The 19,397-nt window shown below is 70.7% G+C and carries 18 protein-coding genes; all 18 read right to left on the bottom strand.

The window, feature by feature from the left end; all coding sequences use genetic code 11:
- Position 1: 1 nt before the first annotated feature.
- Positions 2 to 511, bottom strand: a complete 510-nt coding sequence (locus tag ACWDR3_RS20995; protein WP_450354015.1) for a hypothetical protein — start codon at positions 509 to 511, stop codon at positions 2 to 4.
- A 3-nt stretch (positions 512 to 514) separates the two neighbouring features.
- Positions 515 to 1,162 (bottom strand): phage baseplate assembly protein V, encoded by a 648-nt coding sequence (locus ACWDR3_RS20990; protein WP_450354014.1) that lies wholly within the window; start codon positions 1,160 to 1,162, stop codon positions 515 to 517.
- Positions 1,159 to 2,262: a phage late control D family protein gene (locus tag ACWDR3_RS20985; protein WP_450354013.1), complete on the bottom strand. Its 1,104-nt coding sequence runs from the start codon at positions 2,260 to 2,262 to the stop codon at positions 1,159 to 1,161. The genes ACWDR3_RS20990 and ACWDR3_RS20985 overlap by 4 nt, the downstream gene beginning before the upstream one ends.
- A gap of 11 nt (positions 2,263 to 2,273) precedes the next feature.
- Positions 2,274 to 2,834 carry a hypothetical protein gene (locus ACWDR3_RS20980; protein WP_450354012.1) on the bottom strand — a complete coding sequence of 187 codons (561 nt, stop codon included), beginning with the start codon at positions 2,832 to 2,834 and terminating at the stop codon, positions 2,274 to 2,276.
- A gap of 6 nt (positions 2,835 to 2,840) precedes the next feature.
- Positions 2,841 to 3,560 carry a hypothetical protein gene (locus tag ACWDR3_RS20975; protein WP_450354011.1) on the bottom strand — a complete coding sequence of 240 codons (720 nt, stop codon included), beginning with the start codon at positions 3,558 to 3,560 and terminating at the stop codon, positions 2,841 to 2,843.
- Entirely contained in the window at positions 3,557 to 5,698 is a 2,142-nt protein-coding gene (locus ACWDR3_RS20970) for an ATP-binding protein (protein WP_450354010.1), read from the bottom strand. The genes ACWDR3_RS20975 and ACWDR3_RS20970 overlap by 4 nt, the downstream gene beginning before the upstream one ends.
- Positions 5,695 to 6,531: a Pvc16 family protein gene (locus tag ACWDR3_RS20965; RefSeq protein WP_450354009.1), complete on the bottom strand. Its 837-nt coding sequence runs from the start codon at positions 6,529 to 6,531 to the stop codon at positions 5,695 to 5,697. The genes ACWDR3_RS20970 and ACWDR3_RS20965 overlap by 4 nt, the downstream gene beginning before the upstream one ends.
- Positions 6,532 to 8,265: 1,734 nt before the next feature.
- Complete coding sequence (locus tag ACWDR3_RS20960) at positions 8,266 to 9,126, bottom strand: T4 family baseplate hub assembly chaperone (RefSeq protein ID WP_450354008.1); 861 nt, start codon at positions 9,124 to 9,126, stop codon at positions 8,266 to 8,268.
- 10 nt (positions 9,127 to 9,136) lie between these two features.
- Positions 9,137 to 9,637, bottom strand: a complete 501-nt coding sequence (locus tag ACWDR3_RS20955; protein ID WP_450354007.1) for a phage tail protein — start codon at positions 9,635 to 9,637, stop codon at positions 9,137 to 9,139.
- 31 nt (positions 9,638 to 9,668) lie between these two features.
- A complete protein-coding gene (locus ACWDR3_RS20950) occupies positions 9,669 to 11,612 on the bottom strand; it encodes a phage tail sheath family protein (protein WP_450354006.1) in 1,944 nt (647 codons plus the stop codon).
- Between the two features lie 40 nt (positions 11,613 to 11,652).
- Positions 11,653 to 11,979: a hypothetical protein gene (locus ACWDR3_RS20945; protein ID WP_450354005.1), complete on the bottom strand. Its 327-nt coding sequence runs from the start codon at positions 11,977 to 11,979 to the stop codon at positions 11,653 to 11,655.
- Positions 11,980 to 12,017: 38 nt separating this feature from the next.
- Positions 12,018 to 12,392: a hypothetical protein gene (locus tag ACWDR3_RS20940; RefSeq protein ID WP_450354004.1), complete on the bottom strand. Its 375-nt coding sequence runs from the start codon at positions 12,390 to 12,392 to the stop codon at positions 12,018 to 12,020.
- A 165-nt stretch (positions 12,393 to 12,557) separates the two neighbouring features.
- Positions 12,558 to 13,925 carry an eCIS core domain-containing protein gene (locus ACWDR3_RS20935; RefSeq protein WP_450354003.1) on the bottom strand — a complete coding sequence of 456 codons (1,368 nt, stop codon included), beginning with the start codon at positions 13,923 to 13,925 and terminating at the stop codon, positions 12,558 to 12,560.
- Between the two features lie 169 nt (positions 13,926 to 14,094).
- On the bottom strand, positions 14,095 to 14,844 hold the full coding sequence (locus ACWDR3_RS20930) for a LuxR C-terminal-related transcriptional regulator (RefSeq protein ID WP_450354002.1): 750 nt from the start codon (positions 14,842 to 14,844) through the stop codon (positions 14,095 to 14,097).
- A gap of 229 nt (positions 14,845 to 15,073) precedes the next feature.
- Entirely contained in the window at positions 15,074 to 15,451 is a 378-nt protein-coding gene (locus ACWDR3_RS20925) for a toxin Doc (RefSeq protein WP_124003089.1), read from the bottom strand.
- Complete coding sequence (locus tag ACWDR3_RS20920) at positions 15,451 to 15,690, bottom strand: hypothetical protein (protein ID WP_185146375.1); 240 nt, start codon at positions 15,688 to 15,690, stop codon at positions 15,451 to 15,453. The genes ACWDR3_RS20925 and ACWDR3_RS20920 overlap by 1 nt, the downstream gene beginning before the upstream one ends.
- Before the next feature lie 77 nt (positions 15,691 to 15,767).
- Positions 15,768 to 17,630 (bottom strand): leucine-rich repeat domain-containing protein, encoded by a 1,863-nt coding sequence (locus ACWDR3_RS20915; RefSeq protein WP_450354001.1) that lies wholly within the window; start codon positions 17,628 to 17,630, stop codon positions 15,768 to 15,770.
- Between the two features lie 106 nt (positions 17,631 to 17,736).
- Positions 17,737 to 19,380 carry an MFS transporter gene (locus ACWDR3_RS20910; protein ID WP_450354000.1) on the bottom strand — a complete coding sequence of 548 codons (1,644 nt, stop codon included), beginning with the start codon at positions 19,378 to 19,380 and terminating at the stop codon, positions 17,737 to 17,739.
- Between the last annotated feature and the right edge of the window lie 17 nt (positions 19,381 to 19,397).

The raw sequence follows: 19,397 nt of genomic DNA, 5'->3' as shown, positions 1-19,397 counted from the left end.
CTCACCCGGAACACGTCACGAAGTCCTGGCCGCGCGCGGTGACCGTCGAGTCGGCGGGCTCGCCGAGGCCGCTGCACGTGTCGATCGCGTCGCCGTCCAGCAGCACCCGGACCCCGCCGACCGTGAGCAGGGCGTTGCCCGCCGCGCTGTTGGGCACGCCGGTGCCCAGGGGCTTGTCGGTGATCTGCAGGGTCTCGTCCACCGTCGGAACGAGGGCGATGGTGCCCGGGCCGGGCACGAAGCCGCTGCCCGACGAGCCGACGTGGCCGCCGCCCGGCGCGTCCTCGCCGGGGTCGAGTCCGCTGCGGCTGGTCACCAGCGCGACCGGTGTGCCGGCGATCGTGACGAATGTGCTGAGCGCTTCCGTGACCGATCCGCGGTAGGCGAAGTCGCCGATGCCGACGTACTTGGCGGTGGAGGGCGGGGGGCCGGGGACGGGCCCGAGGCCTTCGACCTTGTGCTTGTCCGTGCCCTTGACCGGATCGCCCTTGACGACGAGGAGTTGTCCCATGGCTCAGCCCTTCTTGAAGTCGATGCTGTCGCAGACGATCTGCACGGGCTGGCCCGGAGCGTCGATGGTGAACGGCACGGCGGCGTGCAGTGTCATCGCGCTGTCCGTCATCTCGATCGCGTTGCCGGTGGCGTCGGTGATCCGGATGCCGTCCTGGGTCAGGGTGATCAGGTGGCCCTTGGCGCCCTCCCGGAGGAGCACGGACTCCGCTCCGTCGCGGTCCTCGAACTGGAGGGTGTGGCCCTTGCGGGTCTTGATGATCTTCCGCGTGGGCGGTTTCTGAACCTCCGACTGCTCGGTGCCGTCGTCGTTCTGCGGCTTGGGCAGCTGGCTGGCCGCGTCCGGTGCCGTCCAGTAGGTGCCGACCCAGATCGGGAACTCCGGGTCGCCCTCCTCGAACTCCACCCACACTCCGGCGTCCCGCTCCGGCACGAAGAGGAATCCCTGGCCGGGCGCGCCGCCGAAGGGTGCGCACGGGGTGGCCCAGCCGGTGACGACGTCCGGGCCCAGCACGCTGGGCACGCTGACCTTGAGCCGGCCGAGCCGGGAGGGGTCCTCGTTGTCGCGGACGATGCCCCGGTACTTGCCGTAGAAGCGGCGCTCGACCTGGTCCGCGAGGTCGGCGACGACCCGTTCGAGTTCCAGTGTCATCGCACACCTGCCGGGATGCCGAGGCCGGCGCCTGTCGCCGTCAGGGCGTTGCGCTTGACCCGGAAGTGCTGGTTGTAGCTGTTCTCCCGGAAGCGGTGGGTGACATGGGTGACGTAGTAGGTGCCGCTGTGGGTGGCTCCGACGCCGTTGATGACGACGGTCCGGCGCGGCAGGAGCACGGCGCCGTACTGGTTGGCGGCGACCTCGCCCTCACCGCTGACGAACCACTCGCCCCGGTCGTGCAGGGCCTGGCAGATCGACTCCATCTCATGGGCGCCGGTGGCCACGGTCCGGGCGACGCGCACCTGGCCGGGTTTCACTCGTGGAGGCAGCGCGTCCGCCGGGCGGCGGGCGCCGAGTGCCGGTTCGTGCCCCGGGCGCGATACGGCTTCCAGCGGGCCGCCGGTGGCGTGGTCGAGCCCGTTCATGGTCACGTCCGCCGGGGCGAGCGCGTTGACCTCCAGGCTGAACCTGTTGACGTTCGTCCGGGCACCGGCGTGGACGTTGAGCGGAGCCTGCGCGGAAGGGCCGAGGTCGGGCGGGCGGAAGTAGCCGGTGCCGCCCTCCACGAAGCACTCGTATCCGTTGCGCAGGGCCAGCCGCTTGAGGAACCGGATGTCGGTCTCGCGCTGGACGATCGTGGAGATCTCCTCGTTGTGCACGATCGTGGTGTCGGCCACCCGCGGGGTGAGTTCGGCCTTCTGGAAGACCAGGGCGGCGATGTCGCTGTCCTTCATGTTCGGCCAGGCCTTGAGCACGTCCGTCCGGTCCATCAGCACGCTGCCGTCCATCCCCCACACCTCCAGCCGGCACTGCTCCATGCCGGGTCCGAACTCCGGTCGTACGTGCGTGATGTAGGCGGTCAGCAGCTTGCGGGCGTCGTCCTTGAGCCCCGCGGTCACGGCGACCTTCCGCCACAGGGCGAAGCGCCCGTCGTCCAGGTGGGTCCAGGAGCCGTCGGCCCGCAGCCGCAGCGCCAGGGTCATCCGGAACATGCCGGCCAGTTCCTCGTCGAGTTCGATGTCGAGGCCGATCAGGTCGCACTTGAGGTCGGAGGCCTCGGCGCCGTCGATCTCGATGAGCAGGTGGTCGTTCTGCATGGCCCGCCCCCTCAACTCACCTGCGGAGGAACGACGACCGGCCGCCCGAGCCGCCCTCGCTCCACCGGGAGGCCGACCCGGAATCCGGTCGACCTGATCACCTCGGACAGGGCCTGGGCGTCGACACTCGCCCGCGCGTGGGTCACCAGGACCGCCCGGTCGACCTGCTCCACCACCCCGCCGCCCGGCTGCGATACGGCCGTCACGTCGTCGACCACGGTCACCTCGTCCACGCCCACCGTCCGGGACAACTCGCGGATCAGGGCGGCCCAGGGCGGTGTGCCCTGGCGTACGGAGAGGGGGAAGCGGTGGGTCGCCAGGGGGCCGCCGTCCAGCAGGTCGAGGGGTGAGAGGAACGCCGGGTTGGCGTCGCAGATGTGCCAGTACTGCAGCGGCTGGCGGTAGTAGGCGAAGGCCAGTTGGTCCAGCCGGTCGCCGCTGTCGACGGTGTGGGCGAAGGTGCCGGTCACCTCGGGCAACGGCCGGACGTCCTTGGCCGCCACGACCCTGCCGCGGGCGTCGGTCACCGCGATGTCCGGCACGTCCAGATAGCGGGAGAGCTTGTCGAACATGCCGCGTCACCCCGGGACCACGACGTTGGCGGCGGCGGTGCTGTTGGCGACGTTGAGCGCCGACATCGCCTCGACCATGGCCTTGGAGTACAGATAGGGCACGCTGTTGCCCTCGATGACGGTCAGGTTCACCGACACCGTGGCCCGCACCGGGTTGAGATCGGCGCTGAACTCCGTCTCGGTGATGTTCATCGCGTTGATGTTCACCGGGAGCACCCGCTTGCGGCCGAAGATGAACAGGATCATCGGCGGGTTGGGGCTCCTGGTGAAGCTGAAGCCCGCGGACTTCCCGAGCAGCGCGTCGCCGGCCCGGCCGAGCAGGCTCTCGTCCTTCGGGTACACCATCTGTTCGAGCGTGGAGATCTGCGGGGCGATGCCGAACTGCTCGGCCACGGTGTCGCGGTCGTCCAGCTTGTCGGTGGCGTCCAGCCGCAGATCGAACGCGATCGTCTGGTCCTGCACGTTCACCAGTTGCTGCCGCTGCAGTTCCAGCAGATCGGAGAACTCCCCACGGCACTGCCGCAGGGTGCGTTGGGGCGCGGCGGCCGGCGCCTCACCTGCCGGAGCCGGGCCGGGCACTCCGGGGAACGAGAACGTCAGCGCGTGATTGCGGGTCAGCTGTACGGGATTGAACTGGAACACCACCACCAGTGGCGGCACGCTCAGCCCGAACTCCACGAAGGCGCCCCGCAGGATCCTGGGCTTGTTCGGAAAACCGTCGGTCATGACTCCCCCACCTCGGCCCAGAGCTTGCCGATCTTCTCGAACTCCCTGCGGGTCCCCCGCAGGATGTGCGGCCGCCCGATGGCGGTCCCCTCGGCCGCGGCCAGGAATGCCGCCTGCAGCACGATGTTCTTGATGTTCGCGCCGGTCACCGCGAACTCCCGGGCGAGCCGGGCCGGATCGACGTCCGCCGCCAGCGGCGCCCCGGGCGGGAACAGCGTCTGCCAGATCCGTCGCCGGTCGTCCGCCTCGGGAAAGGGGAACTCCACGACGAAGCGGATCCGCCGGGTGAAGGCGTCGTCGATGTTCTGCCGCAGGTTGGTGGCGAGGACGACGACGCCCTCGTACTCCTCGATCCGCTGGAGCAGATAGCTCGTCTCGATGTTGGCGTACCGGTCGTGCGCGTCCGACACCTCGGTGCGCTTGCCGAACAGCGCGTCGGCCTCGTCGAAGAAGAGGATCGCGTTGCCGGAGCTCGCCTCGGCGAAGATCCGCGCGAGGTTCTTCTCCGTCTCGCCGATGTACTTGCTGACCACCCCGGACAGGTCGATCTTGTAGAGGTCGACGTCGAGTTCGTGCGCGAGCACCTCGGCGGCCATCGTCTTGCCGGTGCCGGGCGGCCCGCTGAAGAGCACGCTGAGCCCGGTGCCGTAGCCGAGCCGGGCGCCGAACCCCCACTCGTGCAACACCAGTTGGCGGTAGCGGAACTGATCGCAGATCTCCCGGAGCTGCGTGACACGGTCGGCCGGCAGCACCAAGTCGTCCCAACCGCAGCGGGTCCGCACCTTGGTGGCCGCTGCGCCGAGTGAGTGCTGGGACTCGCTGCGGCAGGCCGCGGTCAGGTCGGCCAGGGTCAACTCCCGCGGCACGGGCTCCATCAGCCGCCGGTTGTCGGCCAGCCGCACAGCGGCACGGATCCGCGCGACCGGCAGCCGGTACCGCCCGGCCAACTCGCCCGCCCAGTCGGCACCTTGCTCGGTGCGGGTGCCGAGGATGTCCTGCCAGAGCGCGGTGCTGCGGGGCAGGTCCGGCAGCGGTACGTCCATGGAGTGCACAGGCAGCTCCGTCGCCTCCGCCGCCCACGGCGAGGTACCGGTGAGGAAGACGGGCAGCCCGTAGTCGGCGACAGTGTCGGCGAACGCCGAGAGCAAGGCCCTGTTCTCCTCGGCCAACAGGATCTCGACGTGGGCGAGATGCACGGCCGCACCCCACAACAGGCCCTCGCGGAAGGCCAGTCGCAGGAGTTCGGGGCCGTCGTGGCCGACCAGTGCCCTGGCATCGATGCCGACCAGCGGAAAGTCCAGACGCCGGCAGGTGAGCCGGACCAGGTCGAACTGGCCGTCGCTGTCCGGGCCGTGCAGATGACAGACCAGGGGCGGCCGCACGGGGGCCAGATGATGTACGGCCAACCGCAGCAGTCGGTCGGCGAGTTCCGGGTCGGCCTCGTGCGCGATCGGATCGGAGGGTTCGTACACGCCGAGGTGACCGACGAGCCGGGCATCGGGCTCGCCGGAACCCAGCAGGTACTGACGGATCCGCGGATCCAGCACCAGGAACCGGGCCAGCCCGGAGGAGCCCGAGGGACTCAGCGGGTCGTCGACCGTGCGCAGAATCCCGTACCGCATCAGGGGCGCGTCGGCCAGAAAGACGCTGCTCGCGATCCAGCGCTCCCGCTCGCTCGTGCACAGCAGTTCCAGGACCAGGTCGACACTGGGCCTGCGGCGGGTGATGTCGTCCTGGAGGTAGGCGTACAACCGGTCGTACTTGCGGCGGAGTTCGGGCGCGAGACAGATGAGTACGGCGCCCAGCTCCGTCGGCGAGAGTCCGAAGAGCCGGCCGAGAGCGGCCAACGGCGGCTCCGCACCCTCTGCTGCGCTGTCCCGGACCCGGTCCTCGATCTCGGCGGTGAGCACCTTGAGGGCGACCAGGTCTGCCGCCGTGCCGGAGCTGATGCCGGTGTCGGAGTCGTCGGCGAGCAGCCGGTCGACCTCCTGCCGGGTGATGTACACGGTCCGGTCCACCTGGGAGTGCGGGAACGCCTCGTTCTGCAGCGCGGCCGTCTCCAGCCGCAGCGCGATCAGCAGGTCGAGACGGCGCAGTTCGTCCGTGAGGTGCTCGAAGGTGTCCTGGTAGGCCGTCATGGGGTCACCTCGTAGAGGAAGGTGCGCCGGTACAGGCTGGCGACGTCCACCCGCACCTCGTAGAAACCGGGCAGCAGATCGTCGGGCACTACGGCGGTGAAGGTGTCACCGGTCAACTGCTGTCCCTGCAGCACCACTCGGTCGCCGATCCGCACGCGGCCACGCCAGCGGGCGAGATGGACGCCGGTGAAGGTGAGCGTGGTGCCGGCGGGGCCCGCTGCCGGGGTCATGGTGGTGACGGCGGGCGGATCGAGCGGCGCCCCGACGTCGACGCCCACTTGACGCACCCGGTTGGCCAACGGCCGCCGGGCGGCGGGGAGTCGGTCGAGTTGCACGGTGGACACCTGGTACAGCACGGACAGGCGGAACGGCTGCGAGAAGGTGCTCCAGATCCGGCTGAGCTCCTCCGGGTCGAGGGCGTTGCCGGCGATCTGCAGCCGCTCGCGGGCGTCGGCGAGACCCGGGTCCAGGTAGACCGACGGGACGACGGCGTTCTCGTAGAACACCCGCATGGCCTCGCCGAGCAGCTGGTGGGCCGCCGCGTTGCCCTCCTGCGGATCGTTGGGCGCGTACGGGGTCAGCAGGTAGGACATGGTCAACGACAGGGGCGCCGGCACGAGTTGGTTGGGGCTGCCCGGCTGGACGGTGAAGTCCTGGTTCTTCAGGAACGGGTTCTCGGCCAGCTTGTAGAGGAACAGGTTGATCCGGCGTGTGCTGCTCTGCTCGTCCGGCGCGAGGATCGTGACGTCGGGCGCGGGGCTGAGCCGCATCTCGCCGACCAGGAGGTTCCGCAGCGACGCGCTGACCATCCCGAGCGCGGTGGAGGCACTCATCGCACGACCCCGTTCAGGAGCCGCCCAAGATGCCGCCGCTCCCAGAAGGCGGCCTCGCCGGGCGACTCGGCGGGAGCCCGGACCACAACGACCTGCGGCAGGGCGGGAGTTCGGGCGGGGGTCGGGTTCTGGGGGGTGGTGGAGGTGGGGGTGGGTTCGGCCGACTGCTGCGGGGGTGTGGGGGCAGCGGTCGGTGGGGGCGAGGTCCTGCGGTAGGGCGGGGTGATGTGTCGGCGGGGGGAGGTGGGTGTGGCGGGTGAGGGGGCGAACGGGTCGGCGGGGTCCGGTTCGGGTGGGGTGTTGATCGATTCTGGGTGCGCGATCGGTCGGGGGGTGGGCAGGGCGACGGAAGGGGAGTGGGCGGACGCTGCGGGGGCGGGGCGGGTGGTCGAGCGGGGGGTGGTGTGGGGAGCGTGGTGGGGCGTCGGACTGGGCCTGAGGTCGGGACTGGGTGTGGGGGCAGACGTGAGCGTGGGTGCGAGCTTGGGCACGGGTGCGGGTGTGGGGTTGGGCTCAAGCGCGAGCTCGGGTATGAGCACCGGCATGTGCTCGGGCGTGGGCTGGGAAACGGTCGGTGGCTCGTTGTGAAGAGGGCGTGCCGAGGCGTTCCGCACAGCATTCGTCGGTTCGCTCCCCGGGGTGCCCTTGGCCAACTTCCCTTCTGATACGGGGATTTGAGTCGCCGACCGAGTTGCGGGAGCCGGCGCCATCGCCGGGCGGCTCCCGGTCGGCTCTTGCGCCCGATGAGAAGTCGCCGCCCTCGTCCGACCGCCGGGGACGACCATGTCGACGATGACCGGCGTCCCGGCCGTTACTGAATCGGCCGTTGTTGAACCGGCCGTTACTGTCGCGGTCGGTTCCGGCTCGCGGGGCACGGCTTCGGTCGTCCTGACGGCTTCCGTCTGCGCCAGGACGTCGTCCCAGCCCGAGGGCGCCGTCGAACTGTCCTCGTGTTCACGGACGTAGCGGAGAGCCCGCGCCTGTCCAGCCGACGTGAAGCTCGTCCGGACACCCGTGTCCTCGGCCACCCCGAGCAGAGCGCGCGCACCGGCACGATGGAGGTAGGGCTGAGCCCCGTCGACCAGCACCGCGCGCGCGTAGCCATCGGCAGCGGCTCTTGACCCAGCGCCATCAGGGACCTCGACCGCCGCCGCATCGGAGACACGGGAGACCGGCCCGCGAGGGCGCACACCATGGGACGCGACATGCGACGCACGCGCTTCAGCCGCACGCCCCTCAAGCACCCGCGCTTCAGAGGCCTGCTCGTCCAGGACCGTCGCCTCGGACGCCTGCCCCTCATGCACTCGCCCCTCATGCACTCGCCCCTCATGCGCCCGCGACTCATGCGCCCGCGACTCAGTCACCGGCCCTTCCAGCACCCGCGCCTCAGGCCTCCGCCCCTCAAGCGCCCGTCCGGGAAGCACCCGCACCTCGGACGCCCGCCCTTCAAGCACGCGTTCATCGAAGGCACCAGGCTCTGACGCCAGTTGACGCATCCGACGGCCCGGCAGCCGCCCCTCTCCCCCACTCACCTCGGCCAACACGTCGTCCCACCCCGACGGCACCGCCGTATCGCCCTGGTATTCACGGACGTAGCGGAAGGAGCGCCCCCGCACCGCCGCCGTGAAGCTGACCCGTACGCCCGTCTCCTCGGCCGCGCCCAGCAGCGCGCGGACGCCGGCGCGGTGGCGGTAGGGGCGGGCGCCGTCGGCCAGTACCGCGTACGCGTAACCGTCACGAGCCACTGTTGAGCACCTCGATCGCGTCGGCGAGCACGTCGATGTACGTGTGCCGTCTGTCGCGGGTCATGGCCATGATCTCGGTCTCGCTCCAGTGGTAGTGATAGGCCAGGTAGTGGACTTCCTGGTACAGCGCGGTCGCGTCGGTGCGCAGTTCGCCGAAGAAGAAGCGGTGGACGTCGAAGGGCGCGAGGAAGGTCCGGCCGCACTCGGCGCACTCGGCCTCCAGGGTCTGCTCGACCGAGGGGGCCCGTTCCCGCATGGCTTCCTCGATCTCGGCCCTGGTGGCCGCCGGGAGCGCCGCCACCGACTCACGGTCCGGTGGCTCGTCCTGCGGGCCCATCCGCAGGACGCAGCGGGCCAGCAGTCCGGTGAGCGTCTCGGCCTCGTTGACCGCCAGGTGGGCCGAGAGTTCCTCCTGGTCGGCGCCCGTGGGCAGGCGGAAGGTGACCTCCGTGCCGTCGGAGGTGGTCATCGTGTGGGTCGGCGCCCGGTCCCGGGCCTCCTCGACCGGCACGCTGTCGACGGAGAACTCGATCGAGACCCGTTGACCGCACTCCGGCCAAGGGCAGATCAGGCTCGCCCCGACCCGGTCGCCGAAGGTGGCCCTGCGCAGGTGCAGCAGCAGGAACTGGCGGTCGGCAACCAGCAGTTGGCGGGTCACCTCCGGCGGTACCGGACTGATGTCGCCCAGCCGGGCCACACACCGGCTGAGCACCTCGGTGACGAACGCCGCGGTGTGCGGTGCGCGGGCGCCGGCCAGCAGCTCCTCCTCGCGGCCGGTGAGGGTCGCGAGTTCGAACTCTCGGTGCAGTCGTCCGGCGGAGTCCCAGTAGCCGCCCGGAAGCACGCCCATGGGGAACCTCTCAGGTCTCCTTGAGCTCGGTCACCGAGATGTCCCGGGCCCAGCCCTCGTTCTCCAGCTTGATCGAGCTGATCATCACCGCGTTGCCGCCCGCGTCGAGCTCGGGCAGCGCCTGGTACTCGGAGACCCAGCAGCGGTAGACGTTGTAGGCGAGGACCTTCTGGCCGCCGAGGTTGTAGACCTCGATGGCAATGTCCTTGCGGAAGGTGGCCAGGGACATCGCCGCGTCGCCCTGGAAGTTGTTCACCTTGTTCGCCCAGTCCTCGAAGGTGGTGTCGTGGGTGACACCGGCCTCCAGGGTGATCTGGGCGTGCTGGGTCTTCCCCGGTATCTGGTGGGGTCCGCTGGCGTCGCCGCCCTCGTACCAGGAGGTGACCTCCGTGGTCCGCTTCAGCGGGCTGCACTTGTTGAGTCCGGCCACGTACTGGCCGTCGATCTTGATCTTGAACCTGAATCCCAGGTAGGGGTCGAACCGGGTGCTGTTGACAGTGAACTTGGGCATCGGCCCTGCTCCTTTTGTAGTTCGTCCGCCGTTACCCGGACGCCAGGCCCGCCTGCTGGCTGATCTTCACGACGACGAACTCGGCCGGCTTCAGGGGTGCGAAGCCCACGAGGACGTTGACCACCCCGGCGTCGATGTCGGCCTGCGTGGTCGTCTCCGCGTCGCACTTGACGAAGAAGGCCTGCGAGGGGGTGGCGCCCTGGAACGCGCCCTGCCGGAACAGGGTCGTCATGAAGGAGCCGATGGACAGCCGCAGTTGGGACCACAAGGGCTCGTCGTTGGGTTCGAACACGGCCCACTGGATGCCGTTGTAGATGCTGACCCGCAGCATGATCGCGGTCCGGCGCACCGGGACGTACCGCCACTGCGGGTCCGCGGAGATCGTGCGGGCGCCGAACGCCACCACGCCGACTCCCGGGAAGCGCCGGATGACGTCCACGCCACGGGGGTTGAGGTTGCCGTGGTCGACGTCGCTCAGCTCGGCGCCGAGACCGACGACCCCGTTCAGCCCGGCCTCGGTGCCGGCCGGTGCCTTCCACACACCGCGCGAGGCGTCGATACGGGCGTAGAGCCCGGCGACAGCGCCGGAAGGGGGCAGCAGGATCGGATCCGCCGAACCGCCCGCCGGGTCGAGGGACTTGACCCACGGGAAGTACAGCGCCCCGTAGGAGTTGGACGTGGTCAGCTTGTTGCGGAAGGTCGTCGCGTCGGCGACGGTGTCGTCGTCCCGACCGGTCTCCGCGATGTAGAAGACGTCCTGGAGCGGCCGGTTGGCGCAGTAGGCCATCCCGAGGTCGGCCATCGCGGGGCTGCTCTCCCCCGGTACGGCCAGCAGGCTGAAGTCGGTGACGTGGTCCAGCCGGGAGAACGCGTCGCTGAAGGAGGTCTCGGTGATGTCCGCGTCGCCGTCGGAGCCGCGGGTGGCCGCCGTGACGGGCGCGGCGATGCCCGAGTCGCCGATCTGCAGCAACTGGACGGCGGCCGGGCGTCGTAGCGCGATGCCGTCCTCGGAGCGTCCGCCCGCGGCGGCCCCGATCCGGAGCAGCGCGGTGGCGTCGTGCGCCGCCGCGGGCTGGATCCGTACGGACGAAGTGGCCGCGTTCGTACCGGACTTCAGCACGAGCCGGGACTTCGATCCCACCGTCTCCGTGGTGCAGGTGAAGCCGGTGAAGGCCACGGGGTCGGTGGACGCCTTCCTCTTGTGCAGGCCGTGGACCGCGCTCTCGATGGCGGTGGCCACCTCGGCGAGCGCGGTGGCCGAGCCGGCCGTCGTGGCCAGGGTGACCGGCTGGAAGCCGTCGCCGTCGAGGGAGATCTGGAAGGAGATGTCGGTGTCCAGCGGCAGGGTCGGGCCCAACCCGCCCCGGTGGAGGCCCTGTTGGGTGCCGTCGTTGTCCGCCGGCACCTCGACGTCGATCAGTCCGGAGGTCTGTCCGACGACATTCACGACGTAGGCGGGCGAGGCGGGGTCGATGCTGAGGTTGTCGAAGACCTCAAGGGCCGGCAGGTCCTGCGGGCTGTCCGGCAGAGCGGCGGGATCGGTCTGCCGACGGACCGTGAGCTTGAACAGGTTGCCGGGGTCGAGTGTGCCGTCCTCGATCTGGAGGAGCAGTGTGTTGCCCCACTCGCCCTTGTTCTTCGCCGAGAAGGTGAGTCCCGCCGCCGGCGGGGTCGCGCGGTTGTGCACGGTGACATCGGCCACCGTGGCGTCGGGGCGGGTGACGCGCACGATGTAGCACTGGCGGCCGCCGTTGCCGAAGTACTGGAACACGCCGTGGGCGAGATGGCTGTCGGTGATGAACGAGCCGTAGACGCGCTGGAAGTCGGTCCAGTTGGTGACCAGTCCCGCGCCGGTGTCCGGACCCATCTCGCTCAGTCCGACGAACGCGGCGGTGGACGTACTGGCCGTGTCCAGCGGCCTCACTCCGCCGGACACCTCCTGGACGTAGACACCCGGATAACTCAGGGTCGGCATGATCGTCTCCTCTACGAATCGAAGCCTGGGCTGCGCACGGTCATCCGGTGGAGTCGGTACGTTTCCGGGTGCGCGAGCCCTTGCCCGCGCCGGCGTCCTCGTGGGCGGCGGAGGCCTCCTGGGCTGCGGAACTCTCTCCCGCGGCGGAGGTCTCCTTGGCGGCGGAGGAGCCCTGGGGCTCCTCGCCGCTCTGCTCCACCTCGATGTCGCCGCGCCGGCTCAGCCGGTCCACCTTGGCGTTGTCCGCCACCTCGGCGTCGCGCAGCTCGGCCGACCACCGCCCGGGCGACAGCCGGACGGTGCGTCCGCTGTTCAGCGAGACCATGATCGGGCCCGACGTGAGCAGGCTCCTGATCCGTACGGTCATGTGCTCCTCCTCCCGGGGCCGCCGTCGAACAGCGCCCCTCAGTCCTCTCGCACCGCGTCCGCCGCCGAGCGGATCGCGTCCAGCAGGTACTCCGGCCACGGAGCGTCCGCCCCGCGCACCTGTTCGGCGAGCCGGCAGACCCGGACGAGACCTGATGGGTCCGCCGGGTCCACGACCACGACGGCCAGGCGCGGGTGGGCCCACATCAACGCCAGGCAGGCGCCCAGCGATCCGGTGCCGGACGCGGACGTCACCAGGACGTCGGCCCCGCGGGCGTCGAGCGCGGCGGCGGCCTCGGCCGCTCCGCGGGCGCTGCCCACGATCGTAATGTCCTGCGGTTGTGCGGCGATGCGCGCCACGATGTCGCGGTCAAGAGCGACCATGTCCGCGACGAGAACTCGAATCGGGTCCATCGGTGTGCACCGCTTCCGGTAAGGACAACTCTGCTGAAGTGCGCGGCCGTTGGCATGAATCCCCCGGGTCCACAAAGGGACCGGCCCGGGATCCGGATCCTTCGCCGGTATCCGGATCCCTGGCCCGTGTCCGGGTCCCTCGCCGGTGTCCGGTCCTTCGCCGAATCACCGGGGCAGGGTGAACAGTTCGGGGTGCAGCTGCCGTGCCTTCGCCTCGTCCGTGGTCGGCGGCCGGTAGCGCTCCTGGCCGGGCAGGTTGCGCGCGACGCCGTCCAGGACGGCCTGGTCGTCGACGACCTTGATGGCCTGGAAGAAGGCGGCCAGCCGTGCCGTGAACTCGGCCGACCGGGCGGCGGCGGGCAGGGAGTTGATCGCCGCGCCGTGCTCCAGGAAGAACCGGGTGCCGAGCTGGTTGGACACGATGTCCTCGTAGCTCCAGGCGGACTTGGCGCTGTCGGTCCAGAACTTCGAGCGCTGTACGGGGTCGAGCTGGTCGAAGAGTTCGGACTGGGCGCCGGTGAGGGTCTGCCACGCCAGGAGGTTGGCGCCGAGTTGGGTGGCGGTTCCGGCCGCGGCGCGTGGCAGGACGAACAGCCCGGTGTTCGGGCCGCGCACCTGCATCAGCCGGGTCACGCCGGTGGCCGGCGGCTCACCGAGGAGGACCTTGTCCTTCACGCCCTGCTGACTGCGTTCGATCTGCGAGCCCTGCACGGTCGCCCGGTCGAGGCCGCCCTGCCGGCTGCCCGCGTCCTTGACCTGGCCCTCGGCGAAGTCGATGAAGGCGAAGAAGTGCTGTCCGTCGATCCAGCCGTAGTCGCGGGAGTAGAGGTAGCGCGGGTGGGCGCTCTCCACGCCCGGCCGCTGCTCGGGCTCGGTGAAGTGCCGCAGGAAGACGGAGGTCCACACCCGGCGGGCGAGCACACCGCAGGTCACGTCCGGTTCGAAGTTCGACGTGACGCGCGACCACATCCGCAGCGTCGGGTCGGCGGCTTCCTCGTTCCTGGCCTGCCCGAGGACCCGGTCGGCCTCCCGCAGCATCTGGGTCGAGGTGGCCCGCCGGGGATACGTCGGCTCGCGCAGCAGCACCTGGCCCGTACCGAGCATGCCCGGCACCGCAGCCGCTCCGGCCACCGTGACTCGGTCCGCGTCCCGTTCCAGGGCCTCGATGTCCGCGGCGGCCCCGCCCGGCCGGCGTTGCTGCAAGGTGTGGGCGATCTCGTGCAGGATCCGGAACCGACCGGCGGACGTCCCGGTCTCCAACTTGCCCGCGCCGAAGAAGACATGGTCGCCCACCGTGAACGCGTTGGCCCGCACTCCCGCCGCCGCCTCATGCGCGAAGGCGTCGTCGTGCAGCCGTACCTGACCGAGGGACAGACCGAAGTGCGCGCTCGCCCGGCACGCGATCTCGGCGGGCAGCGGGCTGCCGGCGGCGCGGGCCCCGCGGACGGTGGCCGCGGCCGCCGCCGGACCGTGCCGGTGGAAGGCGGCGGCGACCTGGTGGGCCGGTACCTCGACGGCCCCGGGCGGGTTCACGCCTTCCGCGAGAGCCCTGTTTCCGAGACTCCGCAGGATGTGCCCCGGCGGGGAGGCCGCCCGCGTCCGCGAGGCCGCGGTCGAAGCGCCGCCCGGCGGAGACCGGTCCTGTCCCTGTGCGCCTTTCGCGGAACGCTCGAGCACCTGGCACCTCCACCCAGAGGGGGCATCAGGGCGATTGTGCGGGCACCCTTTCGCGCGCGAATGAATCCACGGGATCCGGATAGGGACCGGTGCGGGATCCGGTCCCCGCACCCATGCCCGTTGTCGCAACGGCCGGTGCGGGCAAGGTCATTCGGAACCCGCGCACCGCGGCGGCGACCTCGCTCCGGCTGCCCACGCCCAGCTTCTCCAGGACGTTGTGCACGTGGTTCTTCACGGTGGTCAGCTGGATGTGGAGCAGCCGTGCGATCTCCTTGTTGGCGTGCCCGGACTCGATCAGCGCGACGATCTGCAGTTCGCGGGAGGTGAGCTTGGGCGCCCGCACGCCCCGGTGGACCCTGGCCAGCGCGGCCAACCTCCCGACGAGCCCGGCGGCGACTCCGGCCTGGCAGCTGAACTCGCCCCGGGTCGCGGACCGGAGCGTGTCGACCAGATCCGTGAAGGAGTTCTCGTTGGTGACGTATCCGGCGATGCCGGCCTCCGCGTACGCCACCACGTCCGCGGCCCGGTCGGAGATGCCGAGCACCACGCACGGCACCGTGGTGTTCTCGCCCAGCCGGTACAGCGCGTCGAGGCCCGCCTCGCCGGCCATGTCCCCCGTCGTGTCGAGCAGGACGACGTCGACGTCCGCCCCGGCCAGCAGCGACTGCGCGGCGACCACGTCGGCCGCCGTCCCCACGAGCTGTAATCCGTCCTCGCCGTCCAGCAGTTGAGCCAGTCCCTGGAGATAGATCCGGACCGGGGAGATCACCACCACCCGGATCCCCTGTCCCCCTGGCGCCCCTCTGTTCACCGCGACGTCCCCACCATCCATACGGTCCATACGGCTGCATCCCCCGATGAGTACCGGCGCCCGTCCGGCGGTGGACCTGCGTTCGCCCGCTGCGCGCCCTGTTGGCCCACCAGGCTGCTCCGCGCGAACCCGGCTGTCACGGCCCGTTCCGGTGACCGGAACGGAGAGGGGAAAGAGCCGGGGGAATATGCCGTCAGACCTTCCAGGAACGCAGTTGGTCGGCGACCGCGGGAACGCGCACCCGGGTGTCGCGGATCTTCCGTACGAGTTCGGACAGCGCGCCGTAGGGCGGGTCGATGCCTTCGCCGGACTGGGCCATGTACTGGGCCGCGACGAACGCGGCGTACAGGCTGTTGCGGTGCGGGAGCGGCTCCAGGCGGACGATCGTGTGCATGAGGGCGGCGGCGCGCCAGGCCGCGTCCGGGTCGGCGGCTTCGAGGGTGGGGAGCTTGGTCCGGTGCCTGGCGATGGCCGCCACCAGGGCGGAGTAGTCGGTGACGGACATGTCCTCGTGACCGAGGGCGGACTCCTGGACGTCGAGGAGCCAGGAGACGTCGATGTTCAGGTGCATCAGGCGGCAGCGGCTCCGTCGGCGCGCTCGGCGGGCGGCACCTCGTCCGGGAAGGCGTCGTCGAACTCCTCGCGCAGCCGGTCGGCCCATGCCCCCGCGCCCGCGACGAACTGCCTGCGCTGCATCTCGCGGACGCCGAGGTCGTGGAGGTACTGCTTGAGGCTCTTGCCTTCGGCCGCCGCGGCCGCGCGCACGCCTTCGAGTTCCTCGTCGGTGAAGGACACGTTCAGTGAGGGCATACGGCGATGGTACCTAGTTGGTGCCTGGTGTGCGAGCGCCGGGGCGGAAGCCGTCGCCGGACGAGCCGTGAGCGCACCTAGCTGCGGGCGACGGTCACTCCGCGTGCCTCCAGTTCGACCATGACCGGGTCGGGATTGCCGTAGTACTCGTCCATGCGCATGCGGGAGGTCATGGTGACGCGCTGGAGGGACGGCAGGTCGAGCAGGGGGCGGGCGTCCTTGAGCTGGTGGCTGAGGCCGAAGCGGATCTCGGTGAGCTCGGTGAGGCCGGACAGGGCGCTGATGTCCACCAGTTCCGGCATGGACGGGATGTCCAGGACGCGCAGCGGCTTGTGGCCGGCCAGGCGGGACAGGTCCGTCCAGTCCACGCCCTGCACGGAGAGCGTGCCGAGTGAGCCGACGGGGATGTCGTCGACCAGTGGGCAGCTGACTATGCGGAGCTCGTTCAGCGCGGGGCATGCCTCCAGCGGGCGCAGCGACGTCAGGGCGGCCACGCGGTAGAGGGCCAGCTTGTGGAGGTGGGCGGCTCCGGCCAGGCTGCTGACGTCGGTGAGCGCGGAACAGTCCAGCACCGTCAGCTCGGTGAGGGAGGGCAGGTCGCCGAGGTGGTCGAGGTCGGCGAGGGAGTCGCAGCCCGAGATCTCCAGCTCGCGCAGATCCGGCAGTCCGTCGAGGTGTCCGATGGTGCGCAGGTTGGCGCAGGACCGGACCGTCAGCTGGGTCAGCCGGGGGTGGACGCCGAGGCCGGTGAGGTCGATCAGGCCGTCGCACTCCATGAGGGTGAGCTCCCGCAGGCCGGACAGCGCCGCGAAGGGCGAGAGGTCACGGAGCAGCGGGGTACCACGGACGTTGAGGCGCCCCAGGGACGGAAGGCGCGCGAGTTCGGAGTAGTTCGCCAGGGCCGGGCAGGCGGAGACGTAGACGAACTCCAGGGTTCGCAGGGGTCCGACTCCCGCCAGTGACGTGAGCTTCTCGCTGTCGGCCACGATCAGCCGGGTCAGGTTCGTCAACGCCGACACCCCACGCAGATCGCGCAGGGCAGGGCTGCCGGTGACCAGGAGTCTCGTCAGCCGGGGGTGTGCGCCGAGCCCGTCGACGGTCTCTAGCCGCGGGCAGTCGGCGAGGGTCAGCTCGGTCAGGTTCGGCACGGAGTCGATGCCGGTCAGGTTGCGCAGCTGTCCGCAGCTGCGCAGGTCCAGCTCGGTGAGCGCGGGCACCCCGCGCAGGCCCCGCAGATCGCGGATGCCGGTCCAGCCGAGGTCGAGGCTGGTGAGCCGGGCCAGTCCGGCCAGGTGTCCCGCGTCCTTGAAGGCCCGGCAGCCGCGCAGCGTCAGACGCTCCAGCAGGGGGAAGGCCGCGCCGAAACCGGCGGTGGAGTGCACCTTGGTCATGCTCAGGTCCAGCTCGTGCAGCCGCCCCAGGGTGAGCAGGGCGGTGGTGTCCGCGACGGCCCTGCACCGGTGCAGGTTGAGCCGGGTCAGCTCGGTCAGACCGCCGAGCGGCGTGATGTCCTCGACTCCGGCGCAGCCGTTCAGGTCGAGGTCGGTCAGGCCGGTGAGCGCGCCCACCTCGGTGAGGTCGGTGATCTCCTTGCACTTGTCGATGTGCAGCTTGCGGAGCATGGTCAGGTGACGTAAGCCCGCCAGCGAGGAGATGCGCCGCAGCCGCAGTTCGTCGCGACCCTCACGGGTGAGGGCCGGCGCCAGCAGCGCCGCGCAGAAGCCGTCGGGGTCGGCGGCCTGGGGCCAGAGCCGCAGCAGCAACTCCGACGAGAATTCCGCGATCCTGCCGAAACGCTCGGCCAGTTCCAAGGCCGCGCCGTCGTCGGGGATCACCACCAGTTCGCGGACGGCCTTGCGGGCCCGTGCGGGTGAGGCGGTGTCCAACAGGCTGCGCAGTTCGTCGAGTTGGGCGGCGACGGCATCGTTGTTCGAGGTCATGCCAGGGAACTCTAGGGGGCGGGTCTGACACCGGCTCGACCCGAGCGCGGTCTGCCCACCAGCCTCACCCGAGTGACAGCCCCCCCACCGCACCGGCACCGCCAGGTCAGGAGGACGCGGCCGCCGGCTTGGGCACGGTCGGTCCGACGGACGCGTCGAAGGCATGGGTCACTTCAGGGGTCGTGCCGGGCAGGAGCAGGGCGCGGGCGCGGTCCTCGAAGCGGCGGTCGGTCTCGGTCAGGCGGCTGTGGTGCTGGGCCAGGTGCTCGCCCCAGGAACCGACGAGGTAGTTCTCGATGAAGCGGCCGGGTTCGTTGCCGTCCTGGAACAGGCCCCAGGTGAGGGCGCCGGTCCGGCGCCTGGAGCGGGCGACGTCGTCCATCGCGTCGAGAAACGCGGCGCAGTCGTCCGGCGCGACCCGGTAGACGACGGAGACCAGCACCGGGCCGTCCAAGGGACCGGGCACGAAGACAAGGGGCGGGGTGGGCCAGTGGTCGGAGAGCGTGGGGTCGATGCCCTCCATGCCGTACAGCTTCCAGCGCAGCAGGGTGAGCGCGCTCAGCAGCATCACCACGGTGCCGGTGAGCAGGGCCGCGGTCAGCCCCACCCACTGCACGAGCGCACCCCACAGCGGAGCGGCGAGCGCCTGACCGCCCTGGAAGACCAGCAGATAGACGGCGAGTCCGCGCGCCCGTACCCAGCCGGGCAGCCGCGTCTGGATCGCCGCGTTGAGCGTGGACAGGACGCCGATCCAGGCGAGCCCCGCGGGCAGCAGTACCAGGACCGCGAGCCAGGTGACATGAACGGTGGCGAGGACCGCCAGGACGAGGGCGAACATGACGGCACCGGCGGCCAACACGCCGTTGATACCGAGGCGTTGACGAAGCCACGGCAGCGCGAACGCTCCCGCCACCGCACCGACCCCGACCGCGCCGAGCAGCATTCCGTACCCGCCGGACCCCATGCCCAGAGAGTCGGCCGCGATGAGCGGCAGCAGCGACCACAGGGCGGCGGCACCGGGGATGAACAGGGCCGTCCGCAGCAGCACGCGCCGGACGCCGGGCGCGTTCCACACATAGCGCCGGCCCGCGTACAGCGCGGTCAGAAGCCGTTCCCGCTCGGCGGTGGGGACGCTCGTCTTCGGCCGCCGCCACACCAGCAGTACGGCGGCGATGCCGAGGAACGACACCGCGTTGAAGCCGAACACCCAGCCCGCACCGGCCGCGGCGACCACCACACCGCCGAGCGCCGGGCCCACGGCACGGGCGAGGTTCATGTTCACCGCGCCCAGCGCGGACGCCTGCCCGAGCTGCTCCCGGTCCACCAACTCCGGTTGGATGGCCTGCCACGACGGCCCCATCAACGCGGTCCCGCAGCCGAGCAGGAAGGTCAGGGCGAGCAGGGGCGCGGGCGACAGCGCGTCGGCGAAGGCCAGCACCGTCAGCACGACCGACACGGCGAACATCGCGAACTGCGCCACCAGCAGCAGCCCACGCCGGTCGAACCGGTCGGCGAGCACACCCGAGGGCAGCGCCAGCAGCACGATGGGCAGACTGGACGCCGTCTGCACCAGCGTGACCAGGGTCGCCCCGTGCCCGACCAGCAGCCACTGCGCGCCCACCGTCTGCATCCACGTGCCGATGTTCGACACGAACTGCGCGATCCACAGGGCCCGGAAGACCGGTTGGGCAAGTGGCGCCCAGGCAGAGGTGGTTCGCGCGGGGCTCCCGGTCGGCGTCGTGGCGCTCATGGTGCTCCTCCCGGGAC

This window comes from Streptomyces sp. NPDC001002, from assembly GCF_053599215.1.
Note: the sequence above shows the minus strand (reverse complement) of the source record. Positions and strands in the feature narration are given on the sequence as shown.

What these genes read in the sequence shown, in the direction of transcription:
- ACWDR3_RS20950 (WP_450354006.1), bottom strand. Translation starts at nt 11,612, where the DNA reads ATGCCGACCCTGAGTTATCCGGGTGTCTACGTCCAGGAGGTGTCCGGC.
- ACWDR3_RS20980 (WP_450354012.1), bottom strand. Translation starts at nt 2,834, where the DNA reads ATGTTCGACAAGCTCTCCCGCTATCTGGACGTGCCGGACATCGCGGTG.
- ACWDR3_RS20920 (WP_185146375.1), bottom strand. Translation starts at nt 15,690, where the DNA reads ATGCCCTCACTGAACGTGTCCTTCACCGACGAGGAACTCGAAGGCGTG.
- ACWDR3_RS20965 (WP_450354009.1), bottom strand. Translation starts at nt 6,531, where the DNA reads ATGAGTGCCTCCACCGCGCTCGGGATGGTCAGCGCGTCGCTGCGGAAC.
- ACWDR3_RS20910 (WP_450354000.1), bottom strand. Translation starts at nt 19,380, where the DNA reads ATGAGCGCCACGACGCCGACCGGGAGCCCCGCGCGAACCACCTCTGCC.
- ACWDR3_RS20960 (WP_450354008.1), bottom strand. Translation starts at nt 9,126, where the DNA reads ATGGGCGTGCTTCCGGGCGGCTACTGGGACTCCGCCGGACGACTGCAC.
- ACWDR3_RS20995 (WP_450354015.1), bottom strand. Translation starts at nt 511, where the DNA reads ATGGGACAACTCCTCGTCGTCAAGGGCGATCCGGTCAAGGGCACGGAC.
- ACWDR3_RS20970 (WP_450354010.1), bottom strand. Translation starts at nt 5,698, where the DNA reads ATGACGGCCTACCAGGACACCTTCGAGCACCTCACGGACGAACTGCGC.
- ACWDR3_RS20985 (WP_450354013.1), bottom strand. Translation starts at nt 2,262, where the DNA reads ATGCAGAACGACCACCTGCTCATCGAGATCGACGGCGCCGAGGCCTCC.
- ACWDR3_RS20945 (WP_450354005.1), bottom strand. Translation starts at nt 11,979, where the DNA reads ATGACCGTACGGATCAGGAGCCTGCTCACGTCGGGCCCGATCATGGTC.
- ACWDR3_RS20925 (WP_124003089.1), bottom strand. Translation starts at nt 15,451, where the DNA reads ATGCACCTGAACATCGACGTCTCCTGGCTCCTCGACGTCCAGGAGTCC.
- ACWDR3_RS20940 (WP_450354004.1), bottom strand. Translation starts at nt 12,392, where the DNA reads ATGGACCCGATTCGAGTTCTCGTCGCGGACATGGTCGCTCTTGACCGC.
- ACWDR3_RS20915 (WP_450354001.1), bottom strand. Translation starts at nt 17,630, where the DNA reads ATGACCTCGAACAACGATGCCGTCGCCGCCCAACTCGACGAACTGCGC.
- ACWDR3_RS20990 (WP_450354014.1), bottom strand. Translation starts at nt 1,162, where the DNA reads ATGACACTGGAACTCGAACGGGTCGTCGCCGACCTCGCGGACCAGGTC.
- ACWDR3_RS20975 (WP_450354011.1), bottom strand. Translation starts at nt 3,560, where the DNA reads ATGACCGACGGTTTTCCGAACAAGCCCAGGATCCTGCGGGGCGCCTTC.
- ACWDR3_RS20955 (WP_450354007.1), bottom strand. Translation starts at nt 9,637, where the DNA reads ATGCCCAAGTTCACTGTCAACAGCACCCGGTTCGACCCCTACCTGGGA.